Source organism: Mycobacterium toneyamaense (assembly GCF_055384815.1).
Window position 1 is genome coordinate 2,457,630 of record NZ_AP040333.1, and the last position, 16,203, is coordinate 2,473,832.

At 68.1% G+C, this 16,203-nt stretch carries 18 protein-coding genes; 10 read left to right on the top strand and 8 right to left on the bottom strand.

Features of this window, described 5'->3' with window-relative positions; genetic code table 11:
* The first annotated feature begins 3 nt into the window (after window positions 1–3).
* Window positions 4–723 (top strand): trimeric intracellular cation channel family protein, encoded by a 720-nt coding sequence (locus ACZ5IQ_RS11860; protein ID WP_464481301.1) that lies wholly within the window; start codon window positions 4–6, stop codon window positions 721–723.
* Here the strand turns inward: ACZ5IQ_RS11860 and ACZ5IQ_RS11865 are convergent.
* Window positions 714–1,928, bottom strand: coding sequence for a cytochrome P450 (locus tag ACZ5IQ_RS11865; protein WP_464481302.1), 1,215 nt, complete (start codon window positions 1,926–1,928; stop codon window positions 714–716). The genes ACZ5IQ_RS11860 and ACZ5IQ_RS11865 overlap by 10 nt on opposite strands.
* Before the next feature lie 142 nt (window positions 1,929–2,070).
* Between ACZ5IQ_RS11865 and ACZ5IQ_RS11870 the strand changes: the two genes are divergently transcribed.
* Entirely contained in the window at window positions 2,071–2,604 is a 534-nt protein-coding gene (locus ACZ5IQ_RS11870; RefSeq protein ID WP_464481303.1) for a TetR/AcrR family transcriptional regulator, read from the top strand.
* A gap of 60 nt (window positions 2,605–2,664) precedes the next feature.
* The gene (locus tag ACZ5IQ_RS11875) at window positions 2,665–3,333 is read left to right on the top strand and encodes a PadR family transcriptional regulator (protein ID WP_020103763.1); all 669 of its coding nucleotides are present in this window, start codon (window positions 2,665–2,667) and stop codon (window positions 3,331–3,333) included.
* Here ACZ5IQ_RS11875 and ACZ5IQ_RS11880 read toward each other — a convergent pair.
* Window positions 3,330–4,841 carry a PTS transporter subunit EIIC gene (locus tag ACZ5IQ_RS11880; RefSeq protein ID WP_464481304.1) on the bottom strand — a complete coding sequence of 504 codons (1,512 nt, stop codon included), beginning with the start codon at window positions 4,839–4,841 and terminating at the stop codon, window positions 3,330–3,332. The two genes, ACZ5IQ_RS11875 and ACZ5IQ_RS11880, sit on opposite strands and share 4 nt — an antisense overlap.
* A 137-nt stretch (window positions 4,842–4,978) precedes the next feature.
* Between ACZ5IQ_RS11880 and ACZ5IQ_RS11885 the strand changes: the two genes are divergently transcribed.
* Together ACZ5IQ_RS11885 and ACZ5IQ_RS11890 are read left to right on the top strand one after the other, a co-directional pair.
* On the top strand, window positions 4,979–5,461 hold the full coding sequence (locus ACZ5IQ_RS11885) for a PTS sugar transporter subunit IIA (RefSeq protein WP_212811884.1): 483 nt from the start codon (window positions 4,979–4,981) through the stop codon (window positions 5,459–5,461).
* A gap of 3 nt (window positions 5,462–5,464) precedes the next feature.
* Entirely contained in the window at window positions 5,465–5,851 is a 387-nt protein-coding gene (locus ACZ5IQ_RS11890; RefSeq protein ID WP_029118411.1) for a DUF2237 family protein, read from the top strand.
* A 4-nt stretch (window positions 5,852–5,855) separates the two neighbouring features.
* Here the strand turns inward: ACZ5IQ_RS11890 and ACZ5IQ_RS11895 are convergent, their stop codons facing one another.
* The gene (locus tag ACZ5IQ_RS11895; RefSeq protein WP_346415765.1) at window positions 5,856–7,562 is read right to left on the bottom strand and encodes a 3-ketosteroid-delta-1-dehydrogenase; all 1,707 of its coding nucleotides are present in this window, start codon (window positions 7,560–7,562) and stop codon (window positions 5,856–5,858) included.
* A 143-nt stretch (window positions 7,563–7,705) separates the two neighbouring features.
* On the opposite strand from ACZ5IQ_RS11895, the gene ACZ5IQ_RS11900 reads away from it, so the two are divergent.
* The 3 genes from ACZ5IQ_RS11900 to ACZ5IQ_RS11910 are packed head-to-tail and all read left to right on the top strand — an operon-like array spanning window position 7,706 to window position 9,922.
* Window positions 7,706–8,839: a Rieske 2Fe-2S domain-containing protein gene (locus tag ACZ5IQ_RS11900; protein WP_212811882.1), complete on the top strand. Its 1,134-nt coding sequence runs from the start codon at window positions 7,706–7,708 to the stop codon at window positions 8,837–8,839.
* Window positions 8,839–9,117, top strand: coding sequence for a ferredoxin (locus tag ACZ5IQ_RS11905; protein WP_212811881.1), 279 nt, complete (start codon window positions 8,839–8,841; stop codon window positions 9,115–9,117). The genes ACZ5IQ_RS11900 and ACZ5IQ_RS11905 overlap by 1 nt, the downstream gene beginning before the upstream one ends.
* Window positions 9,118–9,121: 4 nt before the next feature.
* Complete coding sequence (locus ACZ5IQ_RS11910) at window positions 9,122–9,922, top strand: SDR family NAD(P)-dependent oxidoreductase (protein ID WP_318985989.1); 801 nt, start codon at window positions 9,122–9,124, stop codon at window positions 9,920–9,922.
* Between the two features lie 24 nt (window positions 9,923–9,946).
* Here the strand turns inward: ACZ5IQ_RS11910 and ACZ5IQ_RS11915 are convergent, their stop codons facing one another.
* Together ACZ5IQ_RS11915 and ACZ5IQ_RS11920 are read right to left on the bottom strand one after the other, a co-directional pair.
* The gene (locus tag ACZ5IQ_RS11915) at window positions 9,947–10,729 is read right to left on the bottom strand and encodes an SDR family NAD(P)-dependent oxidoreductase (RefSeq protein WP_464481305.1); all 783 of its coding nucleotides are present in this window, start codon (window positions 10,727–10,729) and stop codon (window positions 9,947–9,949) included.
* 84 nt (window positions 10,730–10,813) lie between these two features.
* The gene (locus ACZ5IQ_RS11920) at window positions 10,814–11,758 is read right to left on the bottom strand and encodes an SMP-30/gluconolactonase/LRE family protein (protein WP_346415768.1); all 945 of its coding nucleotides are present in this window, start codon (window positions 11,756–11,758) and stop codon (window positions 10,814–10,816) included.
* Window positions 11,759–11,824: 66 nt separating this feature from the next.
* Between ACZ5IQ_RS11920 and ACZ5IQ_RS11925 the strand changes: the two genes are divergently transcribed.
* Window positions 11,825–12,409 carry a TetR/AcrR family transcriptional regulator gene (locus ACZ5IQ_RS11925; RefSeq protein WP_406774894.1) on the top strand — a complete coding sequence of 195 codons (585 nt, stop codon included), beginning with the start codon at window positions 11,825–11,827 and terminating at the stop codon, window positions 12,407–12,409.
* 6 nt (window positions 12,410–12,415) lie between these two features.
* On the opposite strand, the gene ACZ5IQ_RS11930 is transcribed toward ACZ5IQ_RS11925, so the two are convergent.
* On the bottom strand, window positions 12,416–13,852 hold the full coding sequence (locus tag ACZ5IQ_RS11930) for an amino acid permease (RefSeq protein ID WP_464481462.1): 1,437 nt from the start codon (window positions 13,850–13,852) through the stop codon (window positions 12,416–12,418).
* Window positions 13,853–13,921: 69 nt separating this feature from the next.
* Window positions 13,922–14,434, bottom strand: a complete 513-nt coding sequence (locus tag ACZ5IQ_RS11935; protein WP_212811876.1) for an anthrone oxygenase family protein — start codon at window positions 14,432–14,434, stop codon at window positions 13,922–13,924.
* Between the two features lie 3 nt (window positions 14,435–14,437).
* Here ACZ5IQ_RS11935 and ACZ5IQ_RS11940 point away from each other — a divergent pair, with 3 nt between their 5' ends.
* Complete coding sequence (locus tag ACZ5IQ_RS11940; protein WP_212814852.1) at window positions 14,438–15,310, top strand: AraC family transcriptional regulator; 873 nt, start codon at window positions 14,438–14,440, stop codon at window positions 15,308–15,310.
* 12 nt (window positions 15,311–15,322) lie between these two features.
* Here the strand turns inward: ACZ5IQ_RS11940 and ACZ5IQ_RS11945 are convergent, their stop codons facing one another.
* Entirely contained in the window at window positions 15,323–16,177 is an 855-nt protein-coding gene (locus tag ACZ5IQ_RS11945; RefSeq protein WP_212814851.1) for an SDR family oxidoreductase, read from the bottom strand.
* Window positions 16,178–16,203 lie beyond the last annotated feature (26 nt).

Consider the following 16,203-nt stretch of genomic DNA (forward strand, 5'->3'; position numbering starts at 1 on the left):
CCCGTGCCGACCCTCGGCGAGCTGTTCGCCGTCATCGACCTGGCCGGCGTCCTGACCAACGCGATCCTGGGCGGCATCGTCGCCCGCGACGAGCGCATGGATCCGATCGGTTTCCTGACGCTGGCACTGCTGTCCGGGCTGGGCGGCGGCATCATCCGCGACACCCTGCTGCAGCACGGACCGCCGGTGGCGCTCACGGACTTTCGCTACGCGCTGTGCGCGGTGATCGGCGCGGCGATCGCGTTCCTGATGCCGATCGGCGGTCGCGGCTGGCAGGCGGTGTTTCCCTACGTGGACGCGCTGGCCCTCGGTTGTTGGGCGACCGCCGGTGCGCAGAAGACGTTGGCGCTGGGGCTCGGCTGGGTGCCGGCCCTGCTGCTGGGCACCATCACGGCGGTCGGCGGCGGCGCATTGCGGGATCTCACGACGCACCGGGTTCCGCAGATTTTCGGTGGCAACACGCTGTACGCGACGAGCGCGCTCGCGGCCAGCGCGGTGGTGGCCGGGTTCTGGAACCTCGGGCTGGCGCAGACCGGCGTCCTGGTGGGCACCGCGGTCGGGGCCGGACTGTGCCTGATCTCGCGTCGCCGTGGCTGGCAGCTGTGGGGTGGACTGTCGTGGGAGTACAGCTTCAGCCGCAAGCCGGGGCAGCGGCTGCCGCATGTGTCGGTGCGGATGGTGCGGGACGACGCCGGTGGCGCCGCCGGCGACGGTCAGCGGTAGCGCAGCTCCAGTCGTAGGTGTCGGCGGACCATGAGGCTCGGCACCCATTCGGCGCCGGCGAGCTCGAACCAGTTGGTGGCCTCGAGCAGCGTGGTGATCCCGATGCGGGCCTCGGTGCGGGCCAGCGCCGCGCCGACGCAGAAATGCAGGCCCTTCCCGAACGCCAGGTGATTGCGCAGGTTCGGCCGGCCCAGTTGCAGCCGGTCGGGGTCGTCGAAGGCCGCCGGGTCGCGGTTTGCCGACCCCCAGAGCAGGAGCAGGTGACCGTCTTTGGGCAGCGGAACACCCGCCAGCGTGGTGTCCCGCCGGATGTGCCGGTGATGGTTGCGAAACGGCGACTCCAGTCGCAGCGTCTCCTCCAGGAGGGCGGGCACCAGTTGCGGGTCGCGGCGCACCTGTTCCTGGACGTCGGGGTGGGTGGCGAGGAGCCGCGCCGCGTTGCCCATCAGCCCGGCGGTGGACTCACCGCCGGCGCCGACCAATTGCAGCAGCATCAGCACCGCCACCTCGGCCGTGACGGTGTTCTGGGCCACCGCGCGGGTGAGGTCGCCGAGCAGGTTGTCGCCCGGATTCGCCTGTGCTTCAGCGAATTTGGCGTACAGGTAGCCGGCGAGTTGTGCCGACGTCTCGACGGCGGCGCCGATGTGCTCGAGGTCGAAGACGCCGCTGAGCAGTTCGGTGCTGCCGTAGCCCCACTGCACCAGCTGCGGCACGTCGCCGTCGGGCAGCCCGATGAGCCTGGCCACCAGCGTCATCGGCAGGCGGTCGCCGATGGCGGACATCCACTCGATGCGGCCGTCGACCGCCGCGTCGTCCCACAGCTGCCGGGCGATGTCGGCGATCGCCGGCTCGAGGGCCCGAATCCTCTTGGCCACCAACGCCGGTAGCACCAGTTTGCGTTCGTGCGCATGACGCGGGTCGTCGCCGGTGGCGAGGACATGTCCGGCGGTGTCGACGGCTCCCATGTCGAAGGTTCCCGGCCGAACCGTCCCGTTCTGCGCTCCGGCATTTACCAGCGTGGCGGTCAGGTTGGAGGAGAAGTCCGCCGGGCGGCCGACGGCTTCCTGTACGGCATCCCAGGTGGTGGCCAGATAGAAGTCGGTGCCGGGCACGCGGTGTACCGGACCGGCCAGGCGGAGCTGCGCATAACAGTCATACGGATCGTCCAGCGTGGCCGGACTGAGCAGATCTGAAACTAGTTGCACGCCTTGAGTTTTGGGCTCACGTAGCGGCATGTCAAGGCCGGAATTCGGCTGTCTCACGCACGGTATGCGAGCTGCGGTGATGCAGACGGTTTGAGAAATTTCGTCTCGCTGTGAGACAAATCAATGGATTAGTATCAGGCCGATGGACTGGCTGATCGGCGCCGACCGCCGCGACGCGGGCATCGAACGCATCTATGCCGCCGCGGCCGCGAGCGCCGCGGCCCGAGGCCTGGACCGGTTGAACATCGACGAGGTCGCCGCCAGCGTGGGGTGTTCGCGCGCCACGGTGTACCGGCACGTCGGCGGCAAACAGGCGCTGCGAGACGGGGTGCTGGCGCGTGCGGTCATGCGGGTCGGGCAGGAGATCGCGCAGGCGGTGGCCGGGCAGACCGGGCCCGAGCGGATCGCGGCGGCCGTGCTGACGTCCCTGCGGGTGGTCCGGGCGGACCCGCTGGCCTCGGGTGTGGTGCGTGGCGGAGCCCTCGTCGACTTCGACTCACCCCGGCTCTCGCAGGCGGCGGCCGAGCTGACGGGCATCACGGATCCGCTGCTCGCGGACTGGATCGTGCGGGTTGTACTGTCGTTGCTGTGCTGGCCGTTGGCCGACGAAAAGGCCGAAGAGCTGGTGGTACGCCGGTATGTGGCCGCCGTAGCCCCGCCGGCGGGTGGTAAATGACTGTCCCGACAGGCGGTCATGACTGGGGCCTTTGCGGCAATGGATTGTTAGGCTAAACAGATGGCAAGCAAGCCGCAGAGCAAACCGTCGCTGGCGGCGACGAGTTGGACGCTGCTGGGCATGTTGTCGTACGAAGAGGAACTCAGCGGCTACGACATCAAGAAGTGGATCGACTGGAGCGTCGGTTTCTACTACTGGAGCCCGTCGTACAGCCAGATCTACACCGAGCTGAAAAAGCTTGAGGGACTTGGCTATCTCGAGTCCCGCGTCGAGCAGGACGAAGGCCTGCGCACGCGCCGTCTGTACAAGATCACCGAGTCCGGCATGGCTGCCGTGACCGACTGGACCAACAACGCTCCCGTCGACCCGCCGGTGCTCAAACACAGTGTGCTGCTGCGGGTTACGTTCGGCCACCTGAGCAACCCGACCCGGCTGCGGGAGCTGCTCGAGCAGCACGTCGCCTACTGCGAGGCCATGGAGCGGCAGGCCGCCGAGGACTCCGACGGCGCCAAGGCCCAGCCGGTGTGGGCGTATTCGGTGATCGCGCTGCGCTGGGCGGCCAAGTACTACGCCGCCGAGCGGGAACTGGCGCTCGAACTGATGAAGGACATCGACGACGCCGACGCGGTGCTACAGACCGCGGCGAAAGGCGTTGCGGGCATGCCGCGTTCGATGCCGGGCCTGTGGCGTGAGGTCGAGCGCGAGGTTCAGGGCCGCCACGACGTCTAAAGGATCGCGGCGATGTCGTTCTTGAGGGCTTCGGAGTCGGTGCCGAAAACCGCTTGGACACTGTTGCCGACCTCAATGACGCCCGCGGCGCCGAGACTCTTCAGCCGGTCCTGATCGACCTTGCTCGTGTCGGCGACCTCGATGCGCAGCCGCGTGATGCACGCGTCGACGGCGACGAGGTTGCCCCGCCCACCGAAGGCCGCGATCACCTGCTCCGGCCTCGAGTCCGCGCCGTCGCCGAGATTGGCCTGCTCCTCGGCTTCGAATTCGGTATCCGGCTCCCGGCCCGGGGTCCGCAGATTCCACTTCGTGATGGCGAACCGGAACAGCACGTAGTAGACGACGAAGAAGACCACGCCCATGCCGATGAGCAGCGGGATGTTCTTCGCGGCCGGGGCGGTGCCGTAGAGGAGGAGGTCGGCCAGTCCCGCGGAGAAGGAGAAGCCGAGGTGGATGTCGAGCAGGTACGCGACCGCCAACGACAGCCCGGTCAGCACGGCGTGGATGACGTACAGCGGGAACGCCACGAACATGAACGAGAATTCGAGCGGCTCGGTGACCCCGGTCAGCAGCGCCGTCAGCGCCGCGGCCGACAGGATGCCGACGGCGACCTTCCGCTGTTTCTTGTCGGCAACGTGGATCATCGCCAGGGCGGCGGCCGGCAATCCGAACATGAGCACCGGGTAGAACCCCGATGTGAGGATGCCCGCGGTCGGGTCGCCCGAGGCGAAGCGTGTGAGTTCACCCGTGACGACGTGGCCGTCGGGGGTCTGATAGTCGCCGTAGAGGAACCACACGTAGGAATTCGGGATGTGGTGCAGGCCCAGGGGGATCAGCATGCGGTTGGCGAATCCGTAGACGAAGGCGCCGAAGGCCCCAGAACCGCCGATGAACCTGCCCAGGCCGGTCAGGCCCGCGTCGAACAGCGGATAGCAGTAGCTCATCGCGAACGCGAGGAACAGGCACGCGATCGACACCACGATGGGGACGAACCGCCTGCCCCCGAAAAACCCGAGGTACGCGGGCAATTGGATGGTGTGGTAGCGGTCGAAGAGCCACGCGGTGAGCAGGCCGACCACGATTCCCGCGAACACGCTGTAGTTGATCTGGGCCTGGGCGCCTGCCTTGTCGACCTCGCCGGCCAGCACGACGGGCGACATGGTCTTGAACACCGACTGCACCACGAGGTAGCCGACGACGGCGGCCAGAGCTGTCGAGCCGTCGGCCTTCCTGGCGAACCCGATGGCCACGCCGACGGCGAACAGCAGCGGGAGGTTGGTGAACAGTGCGTCGCCGGCAGCGCTCATCGCGTGGACGAACGGCCCGATGACGGGGGCCTTGATCTTGCCCAGCAGGTCGTCCTGGCCCAGCCGGAGGAGGATTCCCGCCGCGGGCAGCACGGCGATCGGCAGCATGAGACTCTTGCCGAGCCGTTGCAGTTGAGCGAAGCCGGGGATGCGCAGGTCCGACTTTTCCTGTGCACCTGAGATTTTCGCTGTGCCGTTCATGTGCGAGACCCTTCTCTGCCGCAGAAACGCCACTCGGCGCGAGAGCTTTGCGGCAGCTTAGACGAGAACATGCGTCCGTGAGAGCTCGTTCGGCGGCGCTCGTATTGTGGGAGCGCACGAACAGAGGAGATGCGCCAGTGAGTCAGACGTCAGTTCTCGCCCCGGTCGCCGGGCGCGCGGTTCGGCTCGAGGACGTCCCGGACCCCGTGTTCTCGGCGGGCATGGTCGGCTACGGCGCCGCGATCGACCCGCCGCGCGGCGTGATCGAGGCCGTCGCCCCCGTCACCGGCAGACTCCTGAAACTCATGCCGCACGCCTACGTCGTCCTGACCGCGGACAACGTGGGCGTTCTCGTGCACCTCGGCCTGGACACCGTCAGGCTCAACGGTGACGGTTTCACGGCTCATGTCAGTCAGGGTGACGACGTCACCGCGGGGCAGGTCGTCATCGGCTACGACGTGCCCGCGGTCGAGGCCAGGGGGCTCAATCCCATTGTCGCCGTGGTGGTGATGGACGAACGTGTGCCGGAGAACGTTACCTTGTCGGCCGCGGTCACTTCCGGTGCGGACATCGAGTGCGGGGCAAGCCTTTTCACCGCGAGCAAGGTAAGGAAGGATTGACCGGTGGCAGATCGCAATGTGCTCGGTGCTCCGCTGGAACCGTGTGGCACCGAACCGCTGACGGGCTTCTACCGTGACGGCTGCTGCTCGACCGGGCCCGAGGACGCCGGCCGGCACACCATCTGCGCCGTCGTGACCGGCGAGTTCCTGGCGCACCAGCGTTCGATAGGCAACGACCTGTCCACGCCGATGCCGGAGTACCGCTTCCCGGGCCTGTCGCCCGGCGACCGCTGGTGCGTGACCGCGGTGAACTGGCTGCGCGCGCACAACGACGGCTACGCGGCACCGGTGGTGCTCGCCTCCACACACGAGCGGACGCTCGAGGTCGTGCCGCTCGAGGTGCTCCAGGCGTACGCCGTCGACGTGCCCGACGACCTCGGCGGGCTCTGAGCTCTCACAACTTCCCGGCGGCATCCCGTCCGGCGATGTAGCCGTACACCAGGCCCTGCGCGATGGTCGCGCCCGCGCCCGGGTAGACGGCGCCGAAGGCGTTGGCCGCGGTGTTCCCCAGTGCGTACAGGCCTTCGACGACGCCGCCGTCCTCCCTGCGCACCCGGCCGCGCTCGTCGGCCACCACGCCACCGCAGGTGCCGAGGTCGCTCAGCGTCATCTTCACCGCGTAGAACGGGCCCTTGACCAGCGGGCGCAGGTTCGGGTTGGGCGTCACCGTCGGATCACCGTAGTAGCGGTCGTAGGCGCTCAGACCACGGTCGAAATCGGGATCGATGCCGGCGGCCGCGCTCTCGTTGAATCGCGTCATGGTCCGCTCGAAATCGGCGGCCGGGACTCCCATCTGGGCCGCCAGATCGGCGAAGTTGGTGGCCTTGGCGGCGATACCGGCCCGGTACCAGGACTTGGGCAGCGGCATCCGCGGGAACGAGCCGGCGGCGAAGACGTAGCTGTTGCGGTACTTCTGGTCGAACACGATCCACATCGACTCGACGGGCGTGCCGGCCCGCTCGAGTTCGAGCACGCGCTGGCCGAACGACATGTAGTCGGTCGACTCGTTGGCGAAGCGCTTGCCGTCCTGATCGACGATGAGTGAGCCGGGCAGCGAGCGCTCGGCCAGCAGCACGGCGGGCGGGCGACCGTTCGCGGACGCGACGGCCGGGAACCACCAGGCCTGGTCCATCAACGCCGTGGCGGCACCGAGGTCGGTGGCCGCGCGGATGGCCTCACCGGTGTTGGAATCGGCGCCGAGGCTCTCGTGGTCGCCGAGCGAATCGGACTGGTACTTGTGGCGCATCGCCATGTCGTGATCGAAGCCACCGGCCGCCAGCACCACGCCGCGTGTGGCGGTGACGGTGACCTCACCGCCGCCGTGCGACAGCACCGCGCCGGTGACGCGCTGACCGTCGCCGGTCAGCCGGACCAGCGATGTCTCGGTCCAGATGGGGATGCCGGCCCGCAGCACACCGGCGAACAGCCCGGCCGCCAGCGCCTGGCCACCGGCGATGTACTCGCGTCCCAGCAGCTTGCCGCCGACGCCCTGCGCGAGCCGTTTGGCGATGAGCGGCAAGCCTTTTCGCGGCACCCGCGCCATCAGGTTCATCCATTTGTAGTCCGCGCCGGTCGTCGGCATCGGGACCTTGACCTCCATGACACCGCCGCGCAGCCGGTCCCGGTAGGCGCCCAGCACGCCGGCGTCGAGCGGGCGGCATTCGCAGGTGCGCCCGGTGGCGCGGCCGCCCGGTCGCTCGGGGTGGTAGTCGGAGTACTCGCGGGCCCAGAACAGCCGCATCGGGGTGGTGCGGCCCAGCATGTCGACGGTCGCGTTGACGTGCTGCAGGAAGCCCGCCGAGCGGGCCGCCGGTGCGGTGCCGTCGACGACGGCGTCGAGGTACGTCGCGGCGCGGTCGGCGGTGTCGGCGGTGCCCTTGTCGGTCAGCAGGGGAGTCGTCGGCAGCCACAGGGCGCCACCCGAGCGGGCGGTGGACCCGCCGATGTCGGAGGCCTTCTCGACAACCAGGACGTTCAGCCCCGATTCATGACCGCTCAGCGCGGCGGCCAGGCCGGTACCGGAACCGATCACCAGCAGATCGACGGTGGTGTCGGTGATGTCGAGGCCGGCCGGAATCGTGGCCGCGGCAGATGTCGTCACGGCCGCCAAGCGTATTGCGACAGACCGATTTCCGGCCTCGCGCGTCCCTGCCAGCGGGAGAACACGTGCATTGCGCACCCCGTTGCTGTTAGACCTGAAACATCAAACTGCAGCCCAGTTTTCAATGTGAGGATGGTCATCAGATGTCGGTGGAGGATGTCGATGTTCGCCAGATCGAAGCCGGTGAAGCGCCGACCCGGTTCGCCCGTGGCTGGCACTGCCTTGGCCTGACCAAGGACCTCGGTGACGGCAAACCGCACTCGATCAAGGCCTTCGGGCAGAAGCTCGTCGTGTTCCGCGGCGCGGACGGCCGGCTCAACGTGCTGGACAGCTACTGCCGCCACATGGGTGGTGACCTGAGCCAGGGCACTGTGAAGGGCAATGAGATCGCCTGCCCGTTCCACGACTGGCGCTGGGGCGGCGACGGTAAATGCAAGTTGGTGCCGTATGCCAAGCGCACCCCGCGGCTGGCACGTACCGCGAAGTGGGAGACCCTCGAGCAGGACGGGATGCTGTTCATCTGGAACGACCCCGAGGGCAGCGCGCCGCCGGCGGAGAACTACATCCCGCGCATCGAGCAGGCGGGCAGCGATGAGTGGACCGATTGGCATTGGTACACAACGGTTGTCAACGTCAACTGCCGCGAGATCATCGACAACGTCGTCGACATGGCGCACTTCTTCTACATCCACGGCGCGGTGCCGTCGCACTTCAAGAACATCTTCGAGGGCCAGGTCGCGACGCAGTACATGAACGGCGGTGGTCGCGAGGACATGCAGGGCACCGAAGGTGCGAAGATGCTCGGCTCGACGTCGGTGGCGTCGTACTACGGGCCGTCTTTCATGATCGATGACCTGACGTACCACTACCCGGACGCCGACCACAAGACCATCCTGATCAACTGTCATTACCCGATCGACTCGAATTCCTTTGTGCTGCAGTACGGAATCATCGTGAAGAAGATGGCGGGCCTGCCCGAGGAGGCGGCCGTGGCGACGGCGCACGCGCTCGGTGACTGGGTGAAGCAGGGCTTCGAGCAGGACGTGCAGATCTGGAAGAACAAGGCGCGCATCGACAATCCGCTCCTGGTCGAGGAGGACGGCCCGGTCTACCAGCTGCGCCGGTGGTACGAGCAGTTCTACGTCGACGTCGCGGATGTGGTGCCGGAGATGACCGACCGTTTCGAATACGAACTGGACACCACCGTCCCGCGTGAGGCGTGGACCAAGGAGATGGAAGCCAACATCGCAGCAGCACGGGCCGCGGAGTCGGTCTGATGACCGCGCGGCCCGACATCCGGCTGGCCGATATGCCGATGGTGCCGGTGGCCTGCCGTGCCTGTGGCGCAGAGGTGTTGGCGCGCAAGGGCAGCTGGCAGCAGACCAGCGTGCAGTGGACGCGCGAGTCGGCTGCGCGGTGCGAGGAGCGCCGGCGGGCCGAGTGTCTGCCGGGCCGGATCTTCCTGGCGTGCGGCCAGTTGAAGGAGTCCATCGCGGATGCGGTGGCGGCCGGTGTCGTGCACGTCGTTGAGGACGAACTGGGCGTGGCACCATAGCCGCATGAGCTCAGACAAGCGGGTCGCGGTCGTCACCGGTGCCAGCCGGGGCGCCGGCAAGGGTATTGCCGCGGCGTTGGTGGCCGACGGGTGGACGGTGTACCTGACGGGCCGTACCGTCACCGATCCCGGCGACGGCGGTATCGCCGTGCCGGTGGATCACCGCGACGACGACGCCGTGGCCGCGTTGTTCGCGCGGGTGGCCGACGAGGCCGGACAGCTCGATCTGCTGGTCAACAACGCCGCCGTGGTGCACGACAACCTCGTCGACCCGAAGCCGTTCTGGGAGAAGCCGATCGGCCTCGGTGACGTGCTCGACGTCGGTCTGCGGTCGGCGTATGTGGCGTCGTGGCACGCCGCCCCGCTGCTGGTGGCACGGGGCCGTGGCCTGATCGCGTTCACGTCGTCGCCGGGCGGGGTGTGTTACATGCACGGCCCGGCCTACGGCGCGCAGAAGGCCGGCGTGGACAAGATGGCCGCCGACATGGCCGTCGACTTCCACGGCACGGGGGTGTCGACGTTGTCGATCTGGATGGGCATCCTGCTCACCGACAAGTTCAAGCAGGCGTTCGACGCCGAGACGCTGGCCAAGGCCGCCGGTAATTTCGAGACGCCGGAGTTCATCGGGCATGTGATCAACGCGCTGTATCAGGACCCGGACCTGGACGGCATCAGCGGGCAGACCGTGATCGCCGCGGAAGAAGCCCAGCGCTACGGCATCACCGACGTCGACGGGCGCACGCCGCCGTCGCACCGGGCGATGCTTGGTGATCCGCGGGTGCCCAGCGACGTGGTCGTCCGCTGAGCACCCGCGGAAGTTCGTGGCGCGTCAGCAGTGCGCGCCGCCGTCGATCCGGATCTCGGTGCCGGTGAGGAACGCGCCGTCATCGGAAGCCGCCATGGCGACCACCGCGGCGACCGCGCTGGGATCACCCAGGTTCGCGTCGTTGCCGGTGTTGAGCATCGGGACCTGCTTGGTCCACAGCCCGTAGTCGGTGCCTTCCGGCATCTTGGCGAACGTGCCGTTCGCCAGCGGGGTGGAGACACCGCCGGGCTGGATGTTCACCGCGCGCAGTCCCTGCTTGGCGTATTCGAGCGCCAGTGAGTGGGTGAAGCTCAGGATGCCGCCCTTGCTGGCGGAGTAGGCCGCCATATAGGGGTGGGCATAGCTCGCCGAGGTCGAGGTGAAGTTGATGGCCACCCCGCGCCCCGATGCCAGCAGCGCGGGCAGTGCCTGGCGGGTCATGAGGAAGGTGCCGGTGAGGTTGACCGCGATGATGCGGTTCCAGTCCGCCAGCGTGATCTCGTGGGTGTGTGAGCACGTCTCGATCGCGGCGACGTTGACCAGCACGTCCAGGCCGCCCATGTCGGCGATGGCGGCGTCGACGCCCTTGATGACGTCCGCTTCGGACGAGATGTCGAGCACCGTGGTGGTGAGACGCGCTGCGGTGCCGGCCTTTTCGGCGGCTTCCTTGGTACGGGCCAGGCCTTCGGCGGAGATGTCGCACGCGACGATGGTGCCGCCCTCGTCGAGCAGACGGGCCACGGTGGCCTGTCCGATGCCGGACCCGGCGCCGGTCACGATGACCCGGCGGTCGCTGAATCTATCCATGCTGCAAGTCCTTTCGTTGCCGAAGGATTCTTGCGGCACCGGTGTCCGGCTGGACGGCTGTGGTCCGGTCACCGGGATGTCTTCTCAGCCCGCGGTCGGCGTCAGCTTGCGGACGGTGCCGAAGAGGTCGGTGCTGTACAGCGCCTGCGGGTCCCAGCCCGGGCCCGCGCCGAAGCGCACCGAGGTACTGCCGAACATGCCAGAGGCCAGGATGCACGCGGCGTGGCGTTCGGGATCGATGCGGACGATGTCGCCGCCGTCCATCGCCAGGTAGATGAGGCCGTCCGGACCGACCGTGAGGTCATCGGGGAATCCGAACAGCCCGAACAGGCCCAGGTTGACGGTTCGGATGTGGCTGGGGTCGGTGACGTCCACGATGGCCAGGGTGCTGACGGGTTGCAGGTCCATCGAGGCGATGACGGTGTGGTGCGCGGTGTCGTATGTCAGGCCATTGGCCATGGTCACCGAGGGTGCGAGGCGGCTTTCGCGGGTGCCGTCGGCACTGATCCTGGTCAGCCCGGTGGTCCAGCCGATGTTGCGGGAGACGACGAACGAACCGTCGGGCAATCGGACCATGCCGTTGGGCATGGTGAGTTTGGTCGCGACCGTCGTCAGCACGCCGCTGCCGAGATCCACGCGGGCGATGCCGCCGTCCTTCGCGCCGAAGACTCCGGAGAGAAAGCTGTTGCCGGTGGTGAAGTATGCCGCCCCGTCGGCGACGGTGATGCTTCCCGGCGCAGCAACATTCGGTACGAAGGTGCTGCCCTTGCCGTCGGGGGTGAGGCGGTACAGCTGCCCGGAACTGCCGACGGTGCGTGAGACGAGCATGGTGCCCGCGCCGTCGAACGCGAGGTTTTCCAGGGAGCCCAACCCACTTGCGACGGTGGTGGCGCGCCACGGGCACCGGGTGATCGCCACGGCGGACGCCGGTGCCGGCGGTGCGCCGACGACGGCCAGCAGCGCCAGCGCCGCGGCCGATGCCAACCGGGCGGCGGTGCCGCGTCTGCGGCTTCGGATCGCACGAATCATGGTTTCCCCGTCTGTGAGTACGAGGTCGTACTCGCACGTCAGGGCACAGTACGATAACGTACTGGGATGCGCAACACCGAGGACGACGACGCCCGTCAGCGATTCGTCGACGCGCTCGCGGCATTGATTGGCGAACGCGGCTACGCCGCGACGTCCGTCGTCGACATCGTGCGCAAGGCGCAGGCCTCCAAGACCACCTTCTACCTGCACTTCGCGAACAAGCAGGAGTGCTACCTGGCGCTGCTGGCCTCGGTGACCGATGATCTGGTCGCCGACATCCGGGCGGCCGTCGATTCAGATGCGCACTGGCACAATCAGATTCGGCAGATGTTCACGGCCTACATCGCGCATCTCACGGCGCGCCCGGCGATTTCGCTGAGCTGGATACGCGACCTGCCCGCGTTGGGCGCGGCCGCCCGTCCGATTCAGCGGCGAAACTTCGCCGAACTCGCCGCTCTGCTCGGCGAACTCGCCGCCAACCCGGGATTTCAGCGGGCCGGGCTGCCGCCCATCACCGGGCCCAAGGCCGTGATGCTGCTGGCCGGCGTGCGCGAGCTTGCCGCGCAGACCGCCGAAGACGATCTGGACATCGAGACCGTCATCGGCCCGGCCACCGACATCGCGATCAGCATCCTGTCGGCAGGGCAGTGATCCGGTTCAGTTCTCGATCGCGTCGGCGGGAACACGACTGTCGACGCTCGTCGGCGCCGGGGTCGCGGGCTCGGCGTCAGGGGTGTTGCGCCGTCGGACCACCTCGAACGAAACGAGGATGACGGCCAGGGTGACACCGCTCATCAGGAACTGCGAGCGGGTGTCGGGGAGGAACGCCATCGCCAGGATGACGGTCGCCATGAGCGCGATGGTGGCGTAGCTCAGCCACGGGAACAGCCACATCGTCAGCTTCAACGTGCCGGGCCGCGTCCGCTCGATGCGGCGGCGCAGGACGACCTGCGATATCGCGATGATCAGGTAGACGAACAGGGCGACGGCGCCGTAGGAGTTGATCAGGAAGTTGAACACCACGTCGCCCCACACGTAGGTCGCGGCGACCGATGCGTAGCCGACGGCGGTGCCCAGCAGGATCGCACGGCGCGGGACGCCGCTCGGGGACAGCTTGGTGAAGAACCGGGGCGCGTCACCAGAGGTGGTGAGCGCGAACAGCATTCGCGACGTCGTGTACAGCGCGGAGTTGAGGCAGGACAACACCGCCGTGAGCACGATGAAGTTCATGATCGTCGCGACGCCCGGGATGCCCAGAACGGTGAGCACCGAGGCGTAGGGACTGATGCTGACGCTCTTGGTGTTCCAGGGCTGGATGGCCACTACCACGAGGATCGAGCCGACGTAGAACCCGATGATGCGGAAGACGATCGACTTCATCGCCCGCGTCACCGCCCGCTCGGGTTCGTCGGATTCGGCGGCGGCGATGGTGACGATCTCGGCGCCCGTGTAGAACGCGACGCACGGTACGACGGCCGCCAGGACCGCGCCCCAGCCCAGCGGCGCGAAGCCGCCGTGGTCGATCAGGTTGGCCAGGCCGGGTGTGGAGTGCGGCCACAGTCCGGTGATCCACAGCGCGCCCATGCCCAGGAACACCACGATGGCAATGACTTTCACCGACGAGAACCAGTACTCGAACTCGCCGAACGAGCGCGCCGAGACCAGGTTGCTTGCGGTGAGGGCCAGCATCAGACCGAGGCTGAGCACCCACAACGGCACCGCGGGCAGCCAGAGATGCAGGATGCGGCCGCCCGCAACGGCTTCGACCGCGACCACGATGACGAAGAAGTACCAGTACATCCAGCCGGTGACGAAACCGCCACGGCGCCCGAGCGCCTGCCTGGCGTAGACGTAGAACGAGCCGACCACCGGTTGCGCCACCGCCATCTCGGCGAGCATCCGCATGATCAGCAGGGTGATGATGCCGGCGATCAGGAACGACACGATGGCCGCGGGCCCGGCGCTGCCGATCACGACGCCGCTGCCGACGAAGAGCCCCGCGCCGATCACTCCGCCGAGGGCGATCAGGTTCAAATGCCTGCGCCGCAGGCCTTTCGCCAGCTGCGCATCACTGGCCTTGATCTCTGAACTCACCACTGACGCGACGATGCCGCAGTTCGGTGCGCCGGCCCATGGTTGTGGTCACCGTGCGTTAATCCCGCGTCAACCGCGGACCGGCACGGCGAGCGCCCAACCCAGGACGGCGGTGGCGGCGGTGTTGGCCACTGCGCGGATAATGTTCCAGCGCACCCACGACGACTCGAACTGCTGGCGCAGTGACGCGAGATCGGCGGCACTGGTCGAGCCGGCCGCGGTGGTGAGCTTGTCGTTGAGCGGCACGTTGACCACCGATGTGACGGCGAGACTGGCGAGGTTGAGGGCCAGGCCGATACCGATCCAGATCAGCACCGGACGGGCGCCGGGCTTGACGTAGAACGCCCCGGCCAGCGCGGTGAAGCCGACCGACCCGAGGAAGGTCAGCAGGAACGGCGGATTGACGATGACGACGTTGATCTTGTTCATGACGTCGATGAAGGTCCGGTCGTCGAACGCGCCGAGTGCGGGCAGCACCGACACCGCGTATGCGTAGTAGAGGCCCGCGAGCAGCCCGGAGGACAACAGCGCGACGATGAGCGCCGTCGTGCCGAGCGGCTGGGGGAGCTTGGTGAATGTCATGAGCTGACGGTATTGCTCGACCCGCCGTGGTCGCTGCGCGTGCAGGACCGCGCGCCGCTCACCATCGTGGTGGTCGCCCGCGGGTCGGCGACCGTCATCCCGGATGGTGCCGTCGGCCGGCGACTCGAAGCGGGCGACATCGCGATCTGCCGCGGGCCCGACTGCTACACCGTCGCCGATGACGCGGCGACCGCGCCCGAAGTCGTCGTGCACCCGGGGCAGGTCACCACGACCATCGATGGTGAACCACTGTGTGAGGCACTGAGTCTGGGGATCCGGAGCTGGGGCACCCGACCTGACGCGCAGACCCTGTTGATCACCGGCGCCTACGAAGAAGTGGGTGCGGTCTGCCGCAGGCTGCTGACCGCGCTGCCACCGCTGGTGGTGATCCGGCGGGGCGAGGTCAACACCATGCTGGTCGATCTGCTGCTCGACGAGATGGCGCGCGATGAGCCGGCCCAGGGCGCGGTGCTCGACCGGATGCTCGATCTGCTCACGATCGCCGCTCTGCGCAGCTGGTTCTCCCGTGCCGAGGCACCGGCCTGGTATCGCGCGTATCGAGATCCTCAGGTGGGCACGGCACTTCGGCTCATCGAGAACAATCCGGCACATCCCTGGACCGTGGGGTCGCTGGCCGCCGAGGTCGGGCTGTCCCGGGCGGCCCTGGCGCGGCGGTTCACCCAACTCGTCGGCGAGCCGCCGATGGCGCTCCTCACCGAGATTCGCCTGGCGCTGGCCGTCGACCTGCTGCGCGGTTCCGATGCCACCATCGAAGCCGTCGCCGGCCGCGTGGGCTACGGCACCGCCTTCGCGCTGAGCACCGCGATCAAGCGCCGTTACGGCATGAGCCCCAAGGCAATCCGCGCCCAGGGGTAGGCCGGTGGGCGGTCAGCGGGTCTTGGCGAAGCGGCGATGCCGCCACACATACCGCGGAATGCCGCGCAGCGGCACACCTTTGGGCCAGCCGTCGGGCCGGAAGTAGGCATCGGTGCCGCCGTCGACGAAAATGACACTGCCGCAGAGGAAGTCGGCGGAGTCCGACAGCATGAAGACGATCCAGTTGGCGAGGTGCACGGGATCGCCGAAGTTGCCGGTCGGGATCGGGAAGGCGCGGACGGCCTTGCCCTCGCGCGGCGAATCGAGCTGCGCCTGCAGCAGCGGCGTCATGATGGCCCCGGGCGCCAGTACATTCAGCCGGATGCCGCGGCCGGCCCAGTCGGCCGTCACCGCGGTCTGCCGGACCCAGCGGGCCACGGCGATCTTGGACGCGGCGTACATGAGCGCGGAGGCGCCGCCGCCGAAGAACCGCACGGCGCGGGCTGCCCGCTCGGCGTCGCCGGCCACCAGTGCGCGGATGGCGCGGCGGGGTACCGCGGGCACCGTCGTGCTGGAGTTGCTGCCCAGTGCAACGACTTTCGCGTTACCGGCGGCCGCCAGTGCGGGCCGCCAGGCCGTCAGCAGGTCGACGGTGCCGAGGTAGTTGATCTGGGCGATCAGGCGTGCGCGGTCGGCGCCGGCACCGGGCCCGATCCCGGCGGCCAGTACGGCACCGTCGAGCGTGCCTTCGGACAGTTCGAGCACCCGCGTGGCGGCGGTACGCCGGCCGTCGGCGGTCGACAGGTCCGCGATGACATCGGCGTCCTTGAGGTCGACGCCGATCACCGTATGGCCCTGATCGCGCAACTGCTTCGCCGCCTGGTATCCCATGCCCGATGCCGAACCGGTCACAGCGTAGGTGCCGATGATGATCTCCTCGATTGGTTGGGGAA

Excerpts from the sequence above, each read along its gene's own strand:
- ACZ5IQ_RS11870 (WP_464481303.1), top strand. The coding sequence starts at position 2,071 with ATGGACTGGCTGATCGGCGCCGACCGCCGCGACGCGGGCATCGAACGC.
- ACZ5IQ_RS11880 (WP_464481304.1), bottom strand. The coding sequence starts at position 4,841 with ATGAACGGCACAGCGAAAATCTCAGGTGCACAGGAAAAGTCGGACCTG.
- ACZ5IQ_RS11935 (WP_212811876.1), bottom strand. The coding sequence starts at position 14,434 with ATGACATTCACCAAGCTCCCCCAGCCGCTCGGCACGACGGCGCTCATC.
- ACZ5IQ_RS11875 (WP_020103763.1), top strand. The coding sequence starts at position 2,665 with ATGGCAAGCAAGCCGCAGAGCAAACCGTCGCTGGCGGCGACGAGTTGG.
- ACZ5IQ_RS11910 (WP_318985989.1), top strand. The coding sequence starts at position 9,122 with ATGAGCTCAGACAAGCGGGTCGCGGTCGTCACCGGTGCCAGCCGGGGC.
- ACZ5IQ_RS11905 (WP_212811881.1), top strand. The coding sequence starts at position 8,839 with ATGACCGCGCGGCCCGACATCCGGCTGGCCGATATGCCGATGGTGCCG.
- ACZ5IQ_RS11915 (WP_464481305.1), bottom strand. The coding sequence starts at position 10,729 with ATGGATAGATTCAGCGACCGCCGGGTCATCGTGACCGGCGCCGGGTCC.
- ACZ5IQ_RS11920 (WP_346415768.1), bottom strand. The coding sequence starts at position 11,758 with ATGATTCGTGCGATCCGAAGCCGCAGACGCGGCACCGCCGCCCGGTTG.
- ACZ5IQ_RS11925 (WP_406774894.1), top strand. The coding sequence starts at position 11,825 with ATGCGCAACACCGAGGACGACGACGCCCGTCAGCGATTCGTCGACGCG.
- ACZ5IQ_RS11900 (WP_212811882.1), top strand. The coding sequence starts at position 7,706 with ATGTCGGTGGAGGATGTCGATGTTCGCCAGATCGAAGCCGGTGAAGCG.